The organism is Dolomitihabitans soli, assembly GCF_022213955.1.
GTDB lineage: Bacteria > Actinomycetota > Actinomycetes > Streptosporangiales > Streptosporangiaceae > Streptosporangium_A > Streptosporangium_A soli.
On the sequence record NZ_JAKNTW010000001.1, the window covers coordinates 144,878 to 160,179 of the forward strand.

General features: G+C 67.8%; 12 protein-coding genes and 1 pseudogene. 6 read left to right on the top strand and 7 right to left on the bottom strand.

Annotated features, from left to right (window positions below):
• Positions 1 to 376 precede the first annotated feature (376 nt).
• On the bottom strand, positions 377 to 1,780 hold the full coding sequence (locus tag MBA17_RS00655) for an aminotransferase-like domain-containing protein (protein WP_238494217.1): 1,404 nt from the start codon (positions 1,778 to 1,780) through the stop codon (positions 377 to 379).
• Positions 1,781 to 1,883: 103 nt separating this feature from the next.
• Here MBA17_RS00655 and MBA17_RS00660 point away from each other — a divergent pair, with 103 nt between their 5' ends.
• The 5 genes and pseudogenes from MBA17_RS00660 to MBA17_RS00680 all read left to right on the top strand — a co-directional run bounded on the left by MBA17_RS00660 (position 1,884) and on the right by MBA17_RS00680 (position 5,808).
• On the top strand, positions 1,884 to 2,945 hold the full coding sequence (locus tag MBA17_RS00660; protein WP_238494218.1) for a DMT family transporter: 1,062 nt from the start codon (positions 1,884 to 1,886) through the stop codon (positions 2,943 to 2,945).
• 69 nt (positions 2,946 to 3,014) lie between these two features.
• A complete protein-coding gene (locus MBA17_RS00665) occupies positions 3,015 to 4,037 on the top strand; it encodes a hypothetical protein (RefSeq protein ID WP_238494219.1) in 1,023 nt (340 codons plus the stop codon).
• A gap of 742 nt (positions 4,038 to 4,779) precedes the next feature.
• Positions 4,780 to 5,286, top strand: coding sequence for a GntR family transcriptional regulator (locus MBA17_RS00670; RefSeq protein WP_238494220.1), 507 nt, complete (start codon positions 4,780 to 4,782; stop codon positions 5,284 to 5,286).
• A 42-nt stretch (positions 5,287 to 5,328) separates the two neighbouring features.
• Positions 5,329 to 5,535: pseudogene (locus tag MBA17_RS49075) on the top strand (GntR family transcriptional regulator); the annotation flags it as partial.
• A 57-nt stretch (positions 5,536 to 5,592) separates the two neighbouring features.
• Positions 5,593 to 5,808, top strand: a complete 216-nt coding sequence (locus MBA17_RS00680) for a winged helix-turn-helix domain-containing protein (RefSeq protein ID WP_238495006.1) — start codon at positions 5,593 to 5,595, stop codon at positions 5,806 to 5,808.
• Here the strand turns inward: MBA17_RS00680 and MBA17_RS00685 are convergent.
• The 3 genes from MBA17_RS00685 to MBA17_RS00695 form a co-directional block, all read right to left on the bottom strand.
• Positions 5,772 to 6,707, bottom strand: a complete 936-nt coding sequence (locus MBA17_RS00685; RefSeq protein WP_238494221.1) for a GlxA family transcriptional regulator — start codon at positions 6,705 to 6,707, stop codon at positions 5,772 to 5,774. The genes MBA17_RS00680 and MBA17_RS00685 overlap by 37 nt on opposite strands.
• Positions 6,707 to 7,315, bottom strand: coding sequence for a cysteine hydrolase family protein (locus MBA17_RS00690; RefSeq protein ID WP_238494222.1), 609 nt, complete (start codon positions 7,313 to 7,315; stop codon positions 6,707 to 6,709). Before MBA17_RS00690 ends, MBA17_RS00685 begins: the two co-directional genes overlap by 1 nt.
• Before the next feature lie 297 nt (positions 7,316 to 7,612).
• Complete coding sequence (locus tag MBA17_RS00695; RefSeq protein ID WP_238494223.1) at positions 7,613 to 8,152, bottom strand: GNAT family N-acetyltransferase; 540 nt, start codon at positions 8,150 to 8,152, stop codon at positions 7,613 to 7,615.
• Between the two features lie 357 nt (positions 8,153 to 8,509).
• Here MBA17_RS00695 and MBA17_RS50165 point away from each other — a divergent pair, with 357 nt between their 5' ends.
• The gene (locus MBA17_RS50165) at positions 8,510 to 9,025 is read left to right on the top strand and encodes a DinB family protein (protein WP_455432661.1); all 516 of its coding nucleotides are present in this window, start codon (positions 8,510 to 8,512) and stop codon (positions 9,023 to 9,025) included.
• A gap of 823 nt (positions 9,026 to 9,848) precedes the next feature.
• Here MBA17_RS50165 and MBA17_RS00705 read toward each other — a convergent pair.
• From MBA17_RS00705 to MBA17_RS00715, 3 genes are all read right to left on the bottom strand, one after another.
• Entirely contained in the window at positions 9,849 to 11,735 is a 1,887-nt protein-coding gene (locus MBA17_RS00705) for an HNH endonuclease signature motif containing protein (RefSeq protein ID WP_455432662.1), read from the bottom strand.
• 1,335 nt (positions 11,736 to 13,070) lie between these two features.
• Positions 13,071 to 13,727 (bottom strand): JAB domain-containing protein, encoded by a 657-nt coding sequence (locus tag MBA17_RS00710; protein ID WP_238494226.1) that lies wholly within the window; start codon positions 13,725 to 13,727, stop codon positions 13,071 to 13,073.
• Between the two features lie 761 nt (positions 13,728 to 14,488).
• Positions 14,489 to 15,223 (bottom strand): GntR family transcriptional regulator, encoded by a 735-nt coding sequence (locus MBA17_RS00715; RefSeq protein WP_238494227.1) that lies wholly within the window; start codon positions 15,221 to 15,223, stop codon positions 14,489 to 14,491.
• Positions 15,224 to 15,302 lie beyond the last annotated feature (79 nt).

The window sequence follows — 15,302 nt, forward strand, 5'->3', positions numbered from 1 at the left end:
ATCACGTTTGCGGACGGGCGGAAAGCGATTTCCAACTGCCGGTCTCTCCGTCGAATAGGCAGGCGGCGCTTACCGGTCGATGATCAGGGCATGCGGGCCGTGGCTCCGGTTTCCCTCCCCGGTTTCCCTTCCCGCACGGCTTCCAGGCGCACTGCACACCTGCCCCGGCTACGCCGACGATCCCGATGCCGTCCTGACCTTCGCCGATGCCACGACCCTCGCCGAGATCGGGCGCGACCCCGCCGCGTCACTCACCGCCGTCTCCACTGGCCGCCTCCACGTGCGAGGAAAGCCCGACGCTCGTCCCAGCGGCATCCGCCGAGCCCGCTTGGAGCCTGTCGCCGGGCGCTTCCGTCAACCGGGACGCGTCAGCCGCCTATCCGCGCCGGCCGGGCAGCGCCGTGGCCAGGCGGCGGACGCCTTCGGTCAGTTCGGCGTGATGGGTGGCCGCGACGTGGGTGACGCGGATGCGCGGGCCCGGTGGTTCGGCCGGATAGTAGAGCCGGCCGGGGCTGACGAGGACACCCGCCCGTTGCGCCCGGTCCACCAGGGCCGTCTCGTCGACCTCCGGCGGTAGCCGTACCCACAGGTGCAGGCCGCCTGGGGGAATGAGGTGGATCTCGGCTTCGGGGAGGTGCGTGTTGAGCGCGGTCGCCAGTGTGTGGCGTCGTGTCGCGAGCTCGGCGGACAGGGCTTTCAGGTGACGTGGCCACGCGGGGGAGCCGACCAGCTCGACCGCCGTCTCCTGGAGTGGCCGGGCGACGAACAGCGACGCCACGAGATGGCTCGCGCGCAGCCGATGGGCGGCGGGGCCGCGCGCCACCACGCCGGCGATCCGCAGGCTCGGGGCCAGGACCTTGCTGAGCGAGTTGATGTGCACGACCGTGCCATGCGTGTCGAGGGCCACCAACGGCGGTGGCACGGAGTCCGTCGTCAGATAGTGCGCGTAGTCGTCCTCCACGATGAACGCCCCGGCCGCCCGCGCCACGGCGAGTACCTGCTCGCGCCGTTCCAGCGGCAGGACCGCGCCCGTGGGATTGTGCAACGTCGGCTGGCAGTAGAAGACCCGCGCTCCGGTGACCGCGAACGCCTCGGCGAGCAGGTCGGGCCGTACCCCGTCCCGGTCGATGGGCACGGCGATCGCCCGTAGTCCCGCGGCCCGCACCGCCGCCAGCGCCCCCGGATAGCTCGGCGTCTCGACGAGCACCGGGGCGCCGGGCGCCGCGAGCGCGCGCATCGCATGCGTCAGCGCCGCCTGCCCGCCACAGACGACCAGGACCTCGGACGGCGTCACGTCGCCCCCCGCTTCCGCCGCGAACCACCGGCGAAGCTCGCTGATCCCCGACAACGGCGGCATCTCCCAGACCTCCGCCCGCCGTACGGCCCGCGCCGCCGAGGACGCCAGCGCCTTCGACGGCCGCATCACCGGATTGAGGTAACCGACCGTCAGCGGGATGACTCCGTCGGACGGCGGCGCGAGCAGGGCGGTGAGGTCGGAGTCGTCCACCACCCGGTCGCCCAGCGCCACCGTCTGCCACGACACGTCGACGCCATCCGGTCTCGGTTCGGTCCGGTGTGCCACGAACGTACCCGTGCCCGGCCGTGTGACCACCCGGCCCTCCGCCGCGAGCCGGCCGAGTGCCCGTGACACCGTCACCGGACTGACCCCGTGCTGCCGCACCAACTCCCTGCTGGATGTCAGCCGATCCCCCGGCCGCGCCCGCCTGACCTCTTCCCGCAGCACCGAGGCGAGCTTGTCGATACTGCTATCGTCATTCATGAGAGATAAGGATAGCGCTACTGAATCCACCTCGATAGCGCCTCGCCTCGTTCCGGCCCACGTCGCCCAGGACGCCGAACGGAATCGCAGGCAGGAGCGGCGCGTGTCCCTTTCGGGTGACGGGTCCCTTGCGGGCGACGGCGTCGATGAGGGTCATGCCGCCGGCGGGGCCCGCAGCTCAGCAGTGCTGGCGCGGGACGGCGGAGTCGCGGCGGACACCGAGCTGGACACCGGGCGCCGCAGTGCCGAGCGTGCCCCGCACGACGGCGCTTCCCCTGGGGCCGGCGCCGGCGGCTCCCGGCAGGCCCGGCGTGGCACGCTCCTCGCGTTTCTCGGAGTGCTGGCGTTCTCCGGATCGTTTCCGGGCACATTGTTCGCGATGCGGGGGTTCGACCCGTACCTCGTCGGTGTGGGCAGGGCGGTGATCGCCGGGGCCGTGGCGGTCGTCTGCCTGGTCGCCATGCGGGTGCCCCTGCTGCCGCCCCGCCGACATCTGGGCTCCTACGTGGCGATCTCGTTCGGGGTCGTCCTCGGTTTCCCCGTCTTCAGCGGCCTCGCGCTGGACACGGGGGCGAGCGCCTCGCACGCCGCGGTCGTCACCGGGCTCCTTCCCGCGGTGACCGCCGTGTGCGCGGTGCTGCGGGCGGGGGAGCGGCCCAGGGTCCTGTTCTGGATCGCGTGCGCGGCCGGCGCGGTGGCCATCACGGTATTCACCCTCGGCCGTGGCGGCGGTCACTTCACGGTCGCCGACCTGTTGCTGGCCGGCGCGCTGTTGTCGGCCGCGGTGGGCTACACGGAGGGCGGCCGGCTCGCCAGGGAGACCCCCGGCTGGCGGGTCATCTCCTACGCCCTGGTCATCTCGCTCCCGGTCACCGTACCGGTGACGGTCATGCTGGCCGTGACCACCGACGTACGGCCGAGCGCCCCCGCACTGGCCGGATTCGCCTACGTCGGGCTGATCTCCATGTTCCTCGGCTTCGTCCCCTGGTACGCCGGCCTCGCGATCGGCGGCATCGCCCGGGCGGGGCAGATCCAGCTCGCCCAGCCGCTGCTCACCCTGGTGTGGGCGTGGCTGCTGCTCAGCGAGCCGATCGGGATCACCGCAGTCGCCGGAGCGGTCGCCGTACTCGCGTGTGTGGCCGTCACGCAACGGGCACGCTCTTGAAAGATGTGACATCCGGCCGCAGGATGTGGGAAACGGATGTAATAAGTCGGCGGATCCAGGGGTGAGAGCATGGCGGATCTCGTGATTCCGGAGGGCGGATTCTGGCCCGCGCCGGAGATTCCCCAGCCGAACATCTACCCGATGGAGTGGCGGGTGGAGACGGAGAAGCTCGCGGCCATCTACGAGAAGTCCAAGCGGACCCTCTGGAACCCGGCCGACCTGCCGTGGGACTCGCTCGATCCGGCCGATTTCAGCCGCGACCAACGGCTGGGGATCATGTACTGGTTCTCCGTGCTGGCCAACTTCGACGCCAGCGGGCCGGCCGTGTTCGCCCGTGCCACGATCCAGGCGTTCGAGAAGCACGAGGAAGATCCGGTGCGCAAGTGCTTCTTCTCGATCACCCGTGACGAGATGAACCACGAGGAGTGCTGCCAGCGGACCATCGCCAAGCTCTGGCCGGGCGGCCCGCTGGACTGGAGCCCGGCCTCCGACCTGGAGAAGGCCGCGCACAACAACATCGGCTGGCTCTACCACAACGGCGGCCGCTACTGGACCGGCTACAGTTCGGCGGTCGGCAAGTATTCGCTGCCGGTGCTGTTCACCAGCTTCATGATGGGGGAGATGGCGGCGTCCACCCTGTTCCGTGGCATGTCGTCAGGCACGACCCATCCCGTCTTCGGGGACATGTTCCGGCGGATCGGTCGCGACGAATCACGACATCTCCAGATTTGTATGACGATCCTGGAGAACGAGTGGCCCGGCCTGACCGACGACGTCAAGTCCACGATCACCCGGCAGCTCCGGGCGGGCTTCGTGTTCCTCTCGATGATCCTCTGGGAGCCGCCCGAGGGCTTCTGGGAGCTGCCGCCGTACTTCATGACCAACCATCGCGTGCTGATGGACCACGCGCGGGACGGCGGTCTGGGCGTCCTGTCGTATGAGGAGCAGGCGGAGAACTGGCGGATCGCCATGGCCAGGATCCGCACGATCGTGGAACGCTGGGGCATCGAGTTCCCGGCCATCCCCGAACTGGACATCTCAGGGGTGGAGGTCAACTTCATCGACCCCGAAGAGATCATCCCGGTCTTCTAGACGCGCACTACCTCTCGGCCACCTTCACGGATCGCCACCGGCAGAGGGGTACCTGGGCACCTCGGTCGCCTTCACGGATCGTGGTCGGCCGAGGAGCAGCTTGGCACCTCGGTCGCCTTCACGGATCGTCGTCGGCCGAGGAGCAGCGCGACATCTCCGTCGTCGGCCGGCCCTGGGGACCGGTGCCCGCTCCCGATGACCCGCGCCAGTCGGTTCCCAGTTTCAGCAGGCGGGCCCTTCGGCAGTGCCGCCGTCGGGCCCGGTCCCCAGCAGCGCGTTCTAATGCTCAACCGGATTCGATGTGACCGGGCGGGTGGGGGCAGCCGAAGGCCGGATCACCGTGCTGCTCCCGTAAGTAGTGCCTGCCACAGGTCCTCCGTCTGCCGGGACGGCAGCCACGGCGACTCCCACACGCTGATCATCCCCTCGCGCCGGTCCGTCCGCCGGATGAACTTCAGCCCACCCGCCTGGCAGAGCTCATAGAAGGTGGGCCTGCAATCACACGTATGCGCCCTGACCCGCACCCGTGCGGCCCTCGGCTGTTCCGGTCGCCAAGGTATCGGCACATAGATCCGCCCGAGAGATGCCACGTGGATCGACTTGAATCGTCCCGTCCATTTCGGCCAACCGTTCATGCGGTAACGCTAACCCAGTACATATATATAGGTCTAGCTCCCGTACATACATGTTGCCTAGGTGTCTATTTTGTAGGTATACGTTCTGTTCCGTCTATCATGCGGATGTGCTTGACAGGGACGGACCTATACCGGTCTATAAGCAGATCGCGGGGATGATTCGGGAGCGCATCCTCAAAGGCCACTTGGAGCCGGGCGAGGCGGTTCCAAGCGAATCGGAACTCGAGGTCGAGTACGGCATCGCACGGGCGACGGCTCGGCGGGTGGCGCGCGAACTCCGCGAGCAGGGCCTCGCCTACACGGTGCAGGGCGAGGGCACGTTCGTTGGTGAACCGGGCACTCCCCGCCCCGCCGACCGCATCCCGGTGTACCAGCAGATCGCGGCCGACATAAGCCGGCGGATCAGGCAAGGGGAGTTGTTGCCGAACCGGTCGATTCCCAGCGAGAAGAAGCTGATGCAGCAGCATGGCGTCGCCAAGGCCACCGTCCGGCAGGCGGTCGACCATCTCCGCGAGCAAGGATGGGTCTTCACCGTCGCGTACCGGGGAACGTACGTGACTGATCCGGAGAAATGGCCGCAAGAGTCGACCTCAAGCCCTGCTCCGGACGCCTAGAAAGCGCATCCGCGTAGCGTCACCGTCCGTTATCTTTCGTGCGTGCTAGACCATGACGGCGACACTCACCTCTACCTTCAAGTAGCCCGAATTCTCCGGCAGCGGATCATGGCAGGCGAACTCCTTCCTGGAGACGCCGTTCCCAGTGAGGCGAGGATCCAGCGCGAGTTCGGCATCGCCAGGACGACGGCGCGTCAGGCGGTGCGAGTGCTCAGCGATGAGGGACTGGTGCATGCAGTACAAGGCCGTGGCACCTTCGTCGGTCCTTCGGGAACGGCATGCGAACCAGCGCGTGGGCATGCGTACATGAAGGTCGCGAACGAGATCGCCGCCCAGATCCGGGCGGGAACGATCAAGCCTCGCCGGCCGGTGCCCAGCGAGACGCGCCTCGTCCAGCAGTACGGCGTGGCCAGGGAGACCGTACGGCACGCCATGGCGTATCTCCGTGAGCAGGGCTGGATCTATACGGTGCCGCAGCGTGGCAGCTACGCCGGTCCGCCGGAGGGGTGGCCGCCGGGGTGATCGCGGCGGGAGCGGAGGCGGCGGAGCATGCGGGCGTCCTGGAAGCCGACGGCGCGGGCGGCGGAGTCGATCGTGACCCCTTGGCCGATGAGATGTTCCGCCCGTTCGAGGCGGAGGACGGTCTGGTAGCGGAGCGGGGTCATGCCGGTGGCCTGGCCGAAGAGGCGGGTGAGGGTACGCTCGCTGACGCCTGAGGCGGTGGCGAGATCTGTCAGGAGCAGGCGGTCGGCGAAACGGGAGTCGATGAGATCCTGGGTGCGGTGGACGGCGTCGCTGAGATGCGAACGGTGCCGCAGCATGGCGCTGGCCTGCTGCTCGTCGCCGTTGCGGCGGGCGTAGACGACCATCTCGCGGGCGATCCTGGCCGCGGTGCCGGGCCCGTGGCGGGTGGCGACGATGTGCAGGGCGAGGTCGATGCCGCTGGCGATGCCGGCGGAGGTCATCACCCTGTCGTCCGCGACATAGAGGACATCCCGTACTACGGTCGCCCTCGGGTACCGCACCGCGAGTTCCTCCTGGAGGCCGTGGTGGGTGGTGCAGCGCCGGCCGTTCAGGAGCCCGGCCTGGCCCAGTGCCTCGGCGCCGGCGCAGACGCTGGTCACCGTACCCCCGGCGGCGTGGTGGTCTGACAACCGCTGGAGGGTCGGCTCCCGGATCGCGCCGTAGTCGCGCAGCGTCACCGCACGCCAGCCCGGCACCAGCACGATGTCGCCCGGCTCCATGCGCGGCCAGACCGTGTCCGCGCGAAGTGAGACGCTCTGGGCGGTCGGGACGTCCTCCTGCTCTCCCACGTAACACAGCTCATACCCGAGATCCGCCGCGGTGGAGAAGACCTGGGCGGGACCCGCGAGGTCGAGGAGGTGCAGCCGCGGGAGAAGCAGGAAGACGACCTTGGTCACTATCCGGTCACCGCCGCGCGAGTCGGCGGGCCAGTGACCTCGGCCAGCGTCCTGATCGTCGCGAACCGGCCGGCCAGCGCATACTCGGTCCGGGTGGTGATGTCCTCGGTGGACAGCGTCAGGGGATCCGCCAGAATCTCGGCCACCGTACGGCCGGCGGGCGCGTCACGGTGCTCGATGGGGAAAGTCGCCGTGGCCTCGGTCACGAACGTCACCTCGAAGCCCAGATCGGCGGCCACACGGGTGGTCGTCTCACAGCACTGCTCGGTCTGGATGCCGCAGACGACCAGCTCTCTGATGCCACGCGTGGTGAGAAGCTGCTGAAGATTGGTGGTGGTGAACGCGTTGATCGAGGTCTTGGTGACCATCGGCTCCCCTTCGCCCTGGACCAGCTCCGACACCAGGCGGACATACCCGGACGCCGGATCGAAGACGGTGCCGGACCCCGGTGCGGAGTGCAGCACCCATACGACGAGGTCGCCGGCCCTACGAGCCGCCTGCACCAGCTGGTCGACCCGCTCCACGATGTCGGGGCGGGACACGGCCTGCCAGATGGGCCGCTGCTTGAAGGATTCTTGGACGTCGATGACGATCAGCGCTTTGCTCATACGTCGATCATGGCGGTCGAACGGATAACGACATAAGACATTATCGCGCCTCTATGCGGAACGATCCGGTCATGGCTAGGGCTGGCGGTTCGGCTTGATTTACTGCAGTCCCCTCTTCCCTGGTGGCCAGGCTCGGCGGGCGGGTGCGTTCTGAAAGCTGGGCTCGAAAGCTGGGCTCGAAAGCTGGCGCCCGAAAGCTGGGGTCCGGAAGTTGGACCTGAAAGCTTGGCTCGTGAGCTTGGCCCGCGTGAGCTCAGCCTGGCATCTTGGCCAGCGCCGGACAGTCGGGAGCGGTCGTCAGCCGGGCAGGTTCGTTGCGAAGATCCAATCGAAGCCGTCGTAACCGGTTTCGTCGAGGTGTTCCGCTCGGGTCAGGCCGGTGCGGATCGCCACACGTTGGGATGCGATGTTGTCCGGCCGGACTCGGGCGATCAACGGAAGATCGGGAAGTCGCTGGGATGCCCAGGTGACCACTTCGGTCGCGGCTTCGCTGGCCAGGCCATGGCCCCAGGTCGAGGTGGCGAAGCGGTAGAAGAGGTTGAGGACCCGCATGCCGTTCAGTTCCATGGTTTTGAGTCCGCAGAACCCCAGCTGGAGGGGAGAATCGCGGCGTCGGACGACCCAGTACCCGTATCCCCAGCGTTGCCAATGGTCGTTCCAGCGTTGATGGAGCACCTGGGCCTCTACGCGCTCGGTGAGCGCGTCGGAGGGATTGTGGAGACAGGTTCCGGGGTCGTTGTGGATCGCGAAGATCGCGTCGATGTCTGCTTCGGTCGGGCGCCGCAACGACAGGCGGACGGTCTGCAGTTCCTCGTGGGCGAGGCTCCGATCATTCACACAGGGATCGTAGAAGGAGGTCAGGAAGCCTGCATGGCTGTGTCACCGCCGCCGTCGTCGCAGCTGTCATCGCCGCTGTAGCCCGACGTCCGCTTCGGTTGCATCCTGGCCGACTCCCTGGTCTGGGACGCAGTCGGAACGGCGGCGACGCCCACCTTCCGCCCGTGCCCAGCGATCGCCAGTGAAACATCCGAATCCCGACACGGAGGCGGTTGCTGATGTTCGGAGTTGTCGACACTTAGGAACTGTCCGGCGGATCTTTCAGGCCGTGCCGGCGCAAGGCGGTGGTTGCACGCTTGCCTGCGCGGCTTCTAAATCACGCGACACCGCCTCAGAGCTATGGGAGCCTGACCCGCGATGACACAACGAACCGATACACCCCCCACGTGGGACGAACGTACGCAGCTGGCCACCTTTCTGGATTACGCCCGTGACACCGCGCGAGCCAAGTGTGAGGGCGTGTCCGAGGAAGATGCCCGCAAGGCACCGCTCCCGAATTCACCGTTGATGACGATGTGCGGGCTGATCAGCCACCTTCGATGGGTCGAGCATCACTGGGTCCAGGTGATGTTTCTCGGTGAGGAGCCCGAGGGGCCGCTCACGGGGGCGACCGACGACGACCCCGACCCCGAGATGCGGACGGCGGTCGACGTCCCGTTGCCCCAGCTTCTCGCCGAGTACGAGGAACAGAGCGCCCGCTATCGCCGCCTGGTGGCCGACCGCGACCTGAACTCAACGGCCGAGCGTCCTATCGGCGACGGCCGCCACGTGGACCTGCGCTGGGTGGTCCTCCACCTCATCGAAGAGATTTCCCGCCACAACGGTCACCTTGATGTCGTGCGTGAACTCGTCGACGGACAGACCGGCGTCTAGCTTCTGCCTGGCATTCATGGGCGGAGCCAGAGTCTGATCGAGGCGAGGGTGACGGTGCCGTGGAAGATGGGGATCCGGTGCGCCGCCGGCTGCGGACAGCAGTTCGCCGCAGGATCGCGCCGAGCGGGGAACCCAGTGGCGGTTCGCCCCGCGTAGCAGTTCGAGGACGTCGCCGCGCAAGCTGCCGGTGTCGGGAAGCTGGACGGTCGCGGCCAGTTGCCGATTGGCGGCGATGCCGAGCGCGAGGCGGCTCGCCCAGCGGCGGTAGATCGCGTTCTTGTTGGTACCGGGACGTTCGGTGACCCGGTCCATGGCCAGCCCGGTCCATGGCCAGCCCGGTGTATCCCGGAGCGAGTGAGTTCGTCGACCGCGGCGCGCCGGATCGCCTCCTGCAGAGCAGAGCAGAGCCGCCGTGTCTGTCCGGCAGCCGGTTGCTTCATCAGATCGTCTACCCTGGCCTCTTCCCGTAACCGGTACCAGCCGTCCCTGCCGACATTTGATTGACCCTCGATCCATGAAGAGCATTAGGCACAGCAAGTACCTAATGGTCTTTGTCGGCGAGATGCGACGCATGCGCGCCAAGGCATCACCATCTACAGCGATCAGCGGCAAGATCACCTAAGCCGCCGTGCCGCTGGCCCGCGATGACTGAACGCCATTCGACATTGTGTCCCTGGATCTCTACCGATCGGCCTCGGCGTCACGGTGGACGCACGGGGAACCGGCCGCGCCGTCGGCGGGCGGCCCAGAGGTAGTCCTTCAGACCAACAAGTCACGGGGTGGAGGGGCAGAGCAACAAGTCACGGGGTGGAGGGGCAACCGATCATTCTGGTGTGGGTGGCTTCGTTGTGGTGTGCGGCCGGGTGTAGGCGGCGATGTAGGTGTATGCCCAGCGGTCGGTGCCGGTGCGGCGGCGTTGGTAGCGCTCGGGGTGGCGGTAGCGGTCGCGGTTGTGGAACTGGCATGCGGGGCCGAGGTTGGTCAGGTCGGTAGGTCCGTTGTCGATCCAACCGTCTGCGTGGTCGATCTGACACAGAGGTGTGGGGAGTGGGCAGCCGTCCACCCAACATGTGGCGTAGCGGGCTTGGACGGCGCGTCGCTGCGCGGGTGTGGCCAGGCGAACTTCCCGGCCCATGTCCAGGACCTGGCTGTCGGCGTCGATGACGATCCGTACCAAGGTGGAAGTACGGGCCAGGCGGTGGACGTCGGAGACCGGAAGCAGATGACCGGTGGGGAGTAACAAGCCGGGCAGGTTTCTGTTGGGCACGTGTCCGCATCGCCCACATGCCCCCTCAGCAGCGATGTCCGACGTCAACGGACGCTTGGCCGCATCTGGCACATGACGGTTGCGGGTGCGGTCCTTACCGAGGCGTGAGTGTGGCGTGCATAGACGGCAGCTCTCACCAGTCGGCGCGCAATGTCGGCCGTGTTCCGAGGCATTGGCATCGAACCCGCCTCGTACGAATGTCATTTCGTCCTTATCGGCGCCGCTTGTATGTGAACCGAGGTGGACACTGGCCGCCCCATCGCGGCTGTCATCTCTGGGGTCCAGATTGCCGGAGTGGCCAGACACAAGCGTGTGGGTATCTCCCCGGCCGGCGACGATCTCCGTCCACTTCGCCCTCGGGTCGGGAGGGTCTGGATCAGGACGAGCTGCATCAGGGAGAGAGGTGTCAGAGAGAGGGGTGCCGGCGGTTGCTGTGGGTTCGAGGTGAAGCTTGTTACTGGCGAAGTGGTGCGGGACCGGAGAGGGCTCGACACCGCAGGCGGTGCTGGGGACGCAGGGTGTGATCTGGTGGGGAACTGTGTGGCAGGTTGGTCGTCGGGCGGATCGGCGGTTGTTGGGCTGTTGGGCGGCACGCAGGTCAGACCGGTGGAGGTCGGTGGTTTGCGGTTCGGCGTCCGGATCGGCGGGGCCTGGTTCGGTACGGAGGTTGCGGACATCGGTTGGTTGCCGGTTCTCGGTAGGGGTGGGGTTGTCGGGAAGGGACTCCGCGTTGACCATGATGAGGAGTTCGGTGCTGACCTGACGTTCCAGCAGGGCGATGAAGGCGTCGGCGTTGCGGGTGCGTAGGGGGCGGTCATCACTGTGGGCCCGGGGTTTGGCATAGGCGTTCAGGAGTGCCCGCAGGCGGGCCGCGGGCTCTGGTGGGAGCCGGAAGTCGCCCTCGATACCACCTGACTCGGTGGCGCGGACGACAAGGTAACGCTGGTCGTAATCGGTATTCGCGTGCGGTGACTCCCCGTCGGGGCTCAGCGCAGCCTGCAGGTAGCGGCCGGCGGCGGCGATCTGAGCCGGACCGGCGCGTTGGGCAAGCTCCAGCAGAATCGGTTCGGCGAGACGGGCCTGTTCGTCGGTCAGCGGGGCGGTCGCGGAACAGATGGCTGTGACCAGCCCCTGTGTCAAGCGTCCATCGGAGAAACGCAGACGGAGATCGGAAAGCCTTGCGAGCTCCGTCGCGCGGCTGACCGTTTGGGCGGCCGCGCGGGCGCTCATCCCACCGGCCATGCGCAGCCAGGTCGCGGTGGAAGCATGGCCGAGCGTGCGAGCCTGACCCGTGGCGTGTACTCGGGCGACCCTCGCGGAGATCGCGGCGGACAAACGATCCTGAGCGGCCATCAACTCCTCCGCCTCGGCCGAGCACTGAGCAACTGATTCCGGCGACGGAGCCAGAGCCAGCTGCCGCGCACGCTCACCGATGGAGCTCACCAGAGTGTGGGAATCTTCGCTGTCGCTGTCGCTGTCGCTGTCGCTGTCGCTGTCGCTGTCGCTGTCGCTGTCGCTGCCCTCCTGGACTGCTTCGTCGAAGTGATCTTCGAAACGATCGGAGGACTCCCGGCGAATTCGTCCGCCTTGGGAGTCGTGACCAAGCGGTGTCGTACCGGCATCGTCTGAGCTACCGCGCTGGTTACGTGAACCGTCAGGCTGATCGGAGCCGTTTGGTTCGTCTGTGTGGGTGTGAGCGTTCTGAGGGCGGGGTGCGTCTTGGGCGGTTGGATCGGTGTCGGTGTCGGTGTCGGTGTTGCGGTCGGGGTCGATGTCCGTGTCGATGTCAGTGTCGTTCGAGCCTGGGGCTGGTCGCGCGGGTTGTCGGGCTGATGGGAGTCGTTTGGTTTGTCTGCGGAGGTGGGAGTGTGATGAGGGCGAGGTGCGCCTTGGGCAGCCGGATCGCTGGAGGCGCCGCCGTCGGCGTCGTCTGAGACGGCGAGATGTGCGAGTCGGTCCGTGCGTTGAGTGCCTTCAGTGCGTTCAGTGCGTTCAGTGCGTTCAGTGCGTTCAGTGATCGAATGGGTGAACCATGGGTGTTGGCTGCCGTGGATGGTAGGGACATGGATGCCGATGGACGTCGAGCCTGTCCGACGGGACTTGCTCGGAAAGGTGAGGGAAGAAGAGGGACCGAGACCGCCCGTGGCTGCCGGTTGGTGGCTAGTGACGGCTTCGGTCAGCGGCGGTGAGGAGCCGGAAACGTCCTCTGTTGTGTTGGGCGGTCCCTCGCCATGAGTTGCCTCGCCATGAGATGTGTTGCGCGTGGGTCCGCCAGGGGGCATGTCGGACGTTGCGCCGCCACGAGTGTCGAGCCTTGCGCCATGGGTGGCGAGCCTTGCATCGCGCAGAGGCTGGCTGGGGGCGGGGTGGTCGGAGGGCAAAGAGGGCCGCGGGTCGGCACGGGGACAGACGGGCTGTTTCGGCATTACAGGGGCTCCTCGCGCCAGGGGGCAGTGCACGCGCAGTCCACAACGACTGCTCCTTGACGCCCGAAGACGTGAAGGTCTGCATCCTGGCGTCTGGCCACTCTTAGTTGGCCCGCCTCTACGTTCTGTTGCCTCTTGAAGAGAGTAATCGCTCGTACATTCGAGTGCAACCTTGGGTTGCGGCGGCTGAAGGGACACTTCGGCGGTAGGAACGGGGCGCGTGATCGGACGCCGGTGCGGTGCGAGCGAGCGGAGTGTGATGGCCTCTCGGTGCGTGTCTAGGGGCCGGGGGATCATGGTGGTCGTCGAACACGGCAGTGGTTCAGAACGAGTGGTTCAGAACGGCAGTGGTTCAGATGGGAATGCGGCGCCAGGCCTGGTCGGTGATTATGACGTGGTCGAGAAAGCGCAGGCCGACGGTTTGGGCGGCCTGATGGAGCCGGTCGGTGACGTCGAGATCGGCAGGGCTGGGGTCGAGGCAGCCGCTGGGGTGGTTGTGTGCCAGACCGAAGGCGGAGCCGCCCGAGGTGAGGACCGTGGCGACGATCTCGCGAACGGGGGCGGGGCTGTGGTCACTGCCGCCTTTGCTGACGACGGTGGTGCGGAGTATTCGGCCGCCGTGGTCACAGATGACCGCGACGACCTGTTCGTGGGGGAGGCCGCGGAGGAGCGGGGCGGTGACGGCGGCCAGGTCGCCTGAGCCGGTGATCCGGCCACGTCGGGGGGCGGCCTGCGCCCGCCGTACGAGATCGAAGGCGGCGGCGATCCGGGCGGCCTTGGCAGGGCCGATGCCGGGTACGGCGAGCAGGCGGTGAGCCTCCGAGCGGCTGAGAGCTTCGAGGTCGCCGCAGTGGGCGATGAGGAGAGAGGCGAGTTCGACGGCGTTGGTGCCTCTGCTGCCCGAACCCAGGAGGAGGGCAACAAGCTCGCGGTCGGCCAGGGCTCCCGCGCCGTCGGCCAGGAGTCGCTCGCGGGGTTGGTCGGACGTGGGCATGTCCTTGACGCGCATCGACACCTCCGGGTCGGGGAACCCTAGATGGTCTATCAGGCGTGACCGACAGTTAGCGGAGCGTGTGCGTCGTGGGGAGGGCGGGATCCTCTGAAGTGCTTTGGGCTGTGCGACGCGGGGTGAACCGTATCTACGATCACGACGCTGCTGACCTGGGCGTACGCCGCTGAGGCGAGCGGGATGATTCGCCTTGGTGCGGGGTGCGGGGTGCGGGGTGCGGGGTGCGGGGTGCGGGGTGCGGGGTGCGGGGTGCGGGGTGCGGGGTGCGGGGTGCGGGGTGCGGGGTGCGGGGTGCGGGGTGCGGGGTGGCCGGGAGTGCTCCTGGTGGGGAGTGAGCGGAGCGGGTCTGTTCCGCGTTCGGCCGGTGGGATCGGTGGTGGGCAACGGATTTCCCGTGGCAGGCGTTGGTGGGCCGCTGGCTCGTCCGCCTTGATCTCGGCCGGCACGAGCGGCTCGTGCCGTACCGGCTCACGGTGACCGTCATGGTGGTGGCGATGAGCCAAGCCGGCGCGGGTGGGAGTAGGCGGCGGGGCGAGCCGGGTCCAGACGGGTGGCATGTTCGAGGGTGCTGAGACGGGGAGCGGGAGCGGGAGCAGGTGGGGGTGCGGGGCGTAGTCCAGTGCGGATCTGGTTGCGGGAGCCTGGTCAGCGATGGCATCAGCGACGCGCTCGCAGGGTGCGGGGCGTGGTTCAGTTCGGATCTGGTCGCAGGGGTGAGTGTGCGGGCCTGTCCGGGGGCGACGGGATGGGGGTGTCGAGGGTCAGGGGCGGAGGGTGTAGACGAGGTGGAAGGCATCGCCGGGGACGACCGTGTCGCTGGTCTCCAGGGGGCGGCTGCCGGCGTGGTGGGTGCGTTCGAGGTGCAGAATGTGGACGCCTGCGCAGAGGTCGAGAGCGTCGATCTCGGCGGGTTCTGGGACCCGGGTGCGGACGGTCTCGACGATGTCGGTGACGTTGAGACCGACGGCGGCCATCCGGGCGACGACGCTCTTGCGGCTGTCGGTGCCTTCGGCGGGGACGGGTTGACCCTCTGCCAGTTCGGCCGGTTCGTAGGACCAGGTGAGCTGGACGGGTTTGCCGTTGCTTCGGTAGATGTGGCGGGTGCGGACGATGGGCGCGTACTCGGGCAGGCGCAGGCGATCAGCGAGTTCGGGGGTCGCCCGGACGCGCTCGACGCGCCAGACCCAGGAGACTCGTCGGCCCTGGGAATGGAGGTCGGCGGCAAGCGGGGCGTGGTGGTCGTGGAATCGGGACCGGTGCAGAGGGACCAGGGTGGCCCTTTCGCGGACGTAGTGTCCCGATCCGACCCGCCCGAAAATCAGGCCCTCGGTGGTGAGCACGCGCAGCGCGTGGCGGGCGGCCGTCTCTCCCACGCCGTATCTGCGGGTGAGCTGGGCGCGAGAGGGGACAACGGCGCCCGGCGCGAGGGATCCGTTGACGATCTGGCGACGAAGGTCGTCGACGACGCGCAGGTAGACCGGATCCGAACTTGCCACGTGTCCATCCCTGGGTAAGGCGAGGCTCAATCTTGTCTTACCAGCCGGGAGACGCATGATGACGGGCGCAAGTTGGAGC

Excerpts from the sequence above, each read along its gene's own strand:
- MBA17_RS00655 (WP_238494217.1), bottom strand. The coding sequence starts at position 1,780 with ATGAATGACGATAGCAGTATCGACAAGCTCGCCTCGGTGCTGCGGGAA.
- MBA17_RS00665 (WP_238494219.1), top strand. The coding sequence starts at position 3,015 with ATGGCGGATCTCGTGATTCCGGAGGGCGGATTCTGGCCCGCGCCGGAG.
- MBA17_RS00680 (WP_238495006.1), top strand. The coding sequence starts at position 5,593 with ATGAAGGTCGCGAACGAGATCGCCGCCCAGATCCGGGCGGGAACGATC.
- MBA17_RS00690 (WP_238494222.1), bottom strand. The coding sequence starts at position 7,315 with ATGAGCAAAGCGCTGATCGTCATCGACGTCCAAGAATCCTTCAAGCAG.
- MBA17_RS50165 (WP_455432661.1), top strand. The coding sequence starts at position 8,510 with ATGACACAACGAACCGATACACCCCCCACGTGGGACGAACGTACGCAG.
- MBA17_RS00710 (WP_238494226.1), bottom strand. The coding sequence starts at position 13,727 with ATGCGCGTCAAGGACATGCCCACGTCCGACCAACCCCGCGAGCGACTC.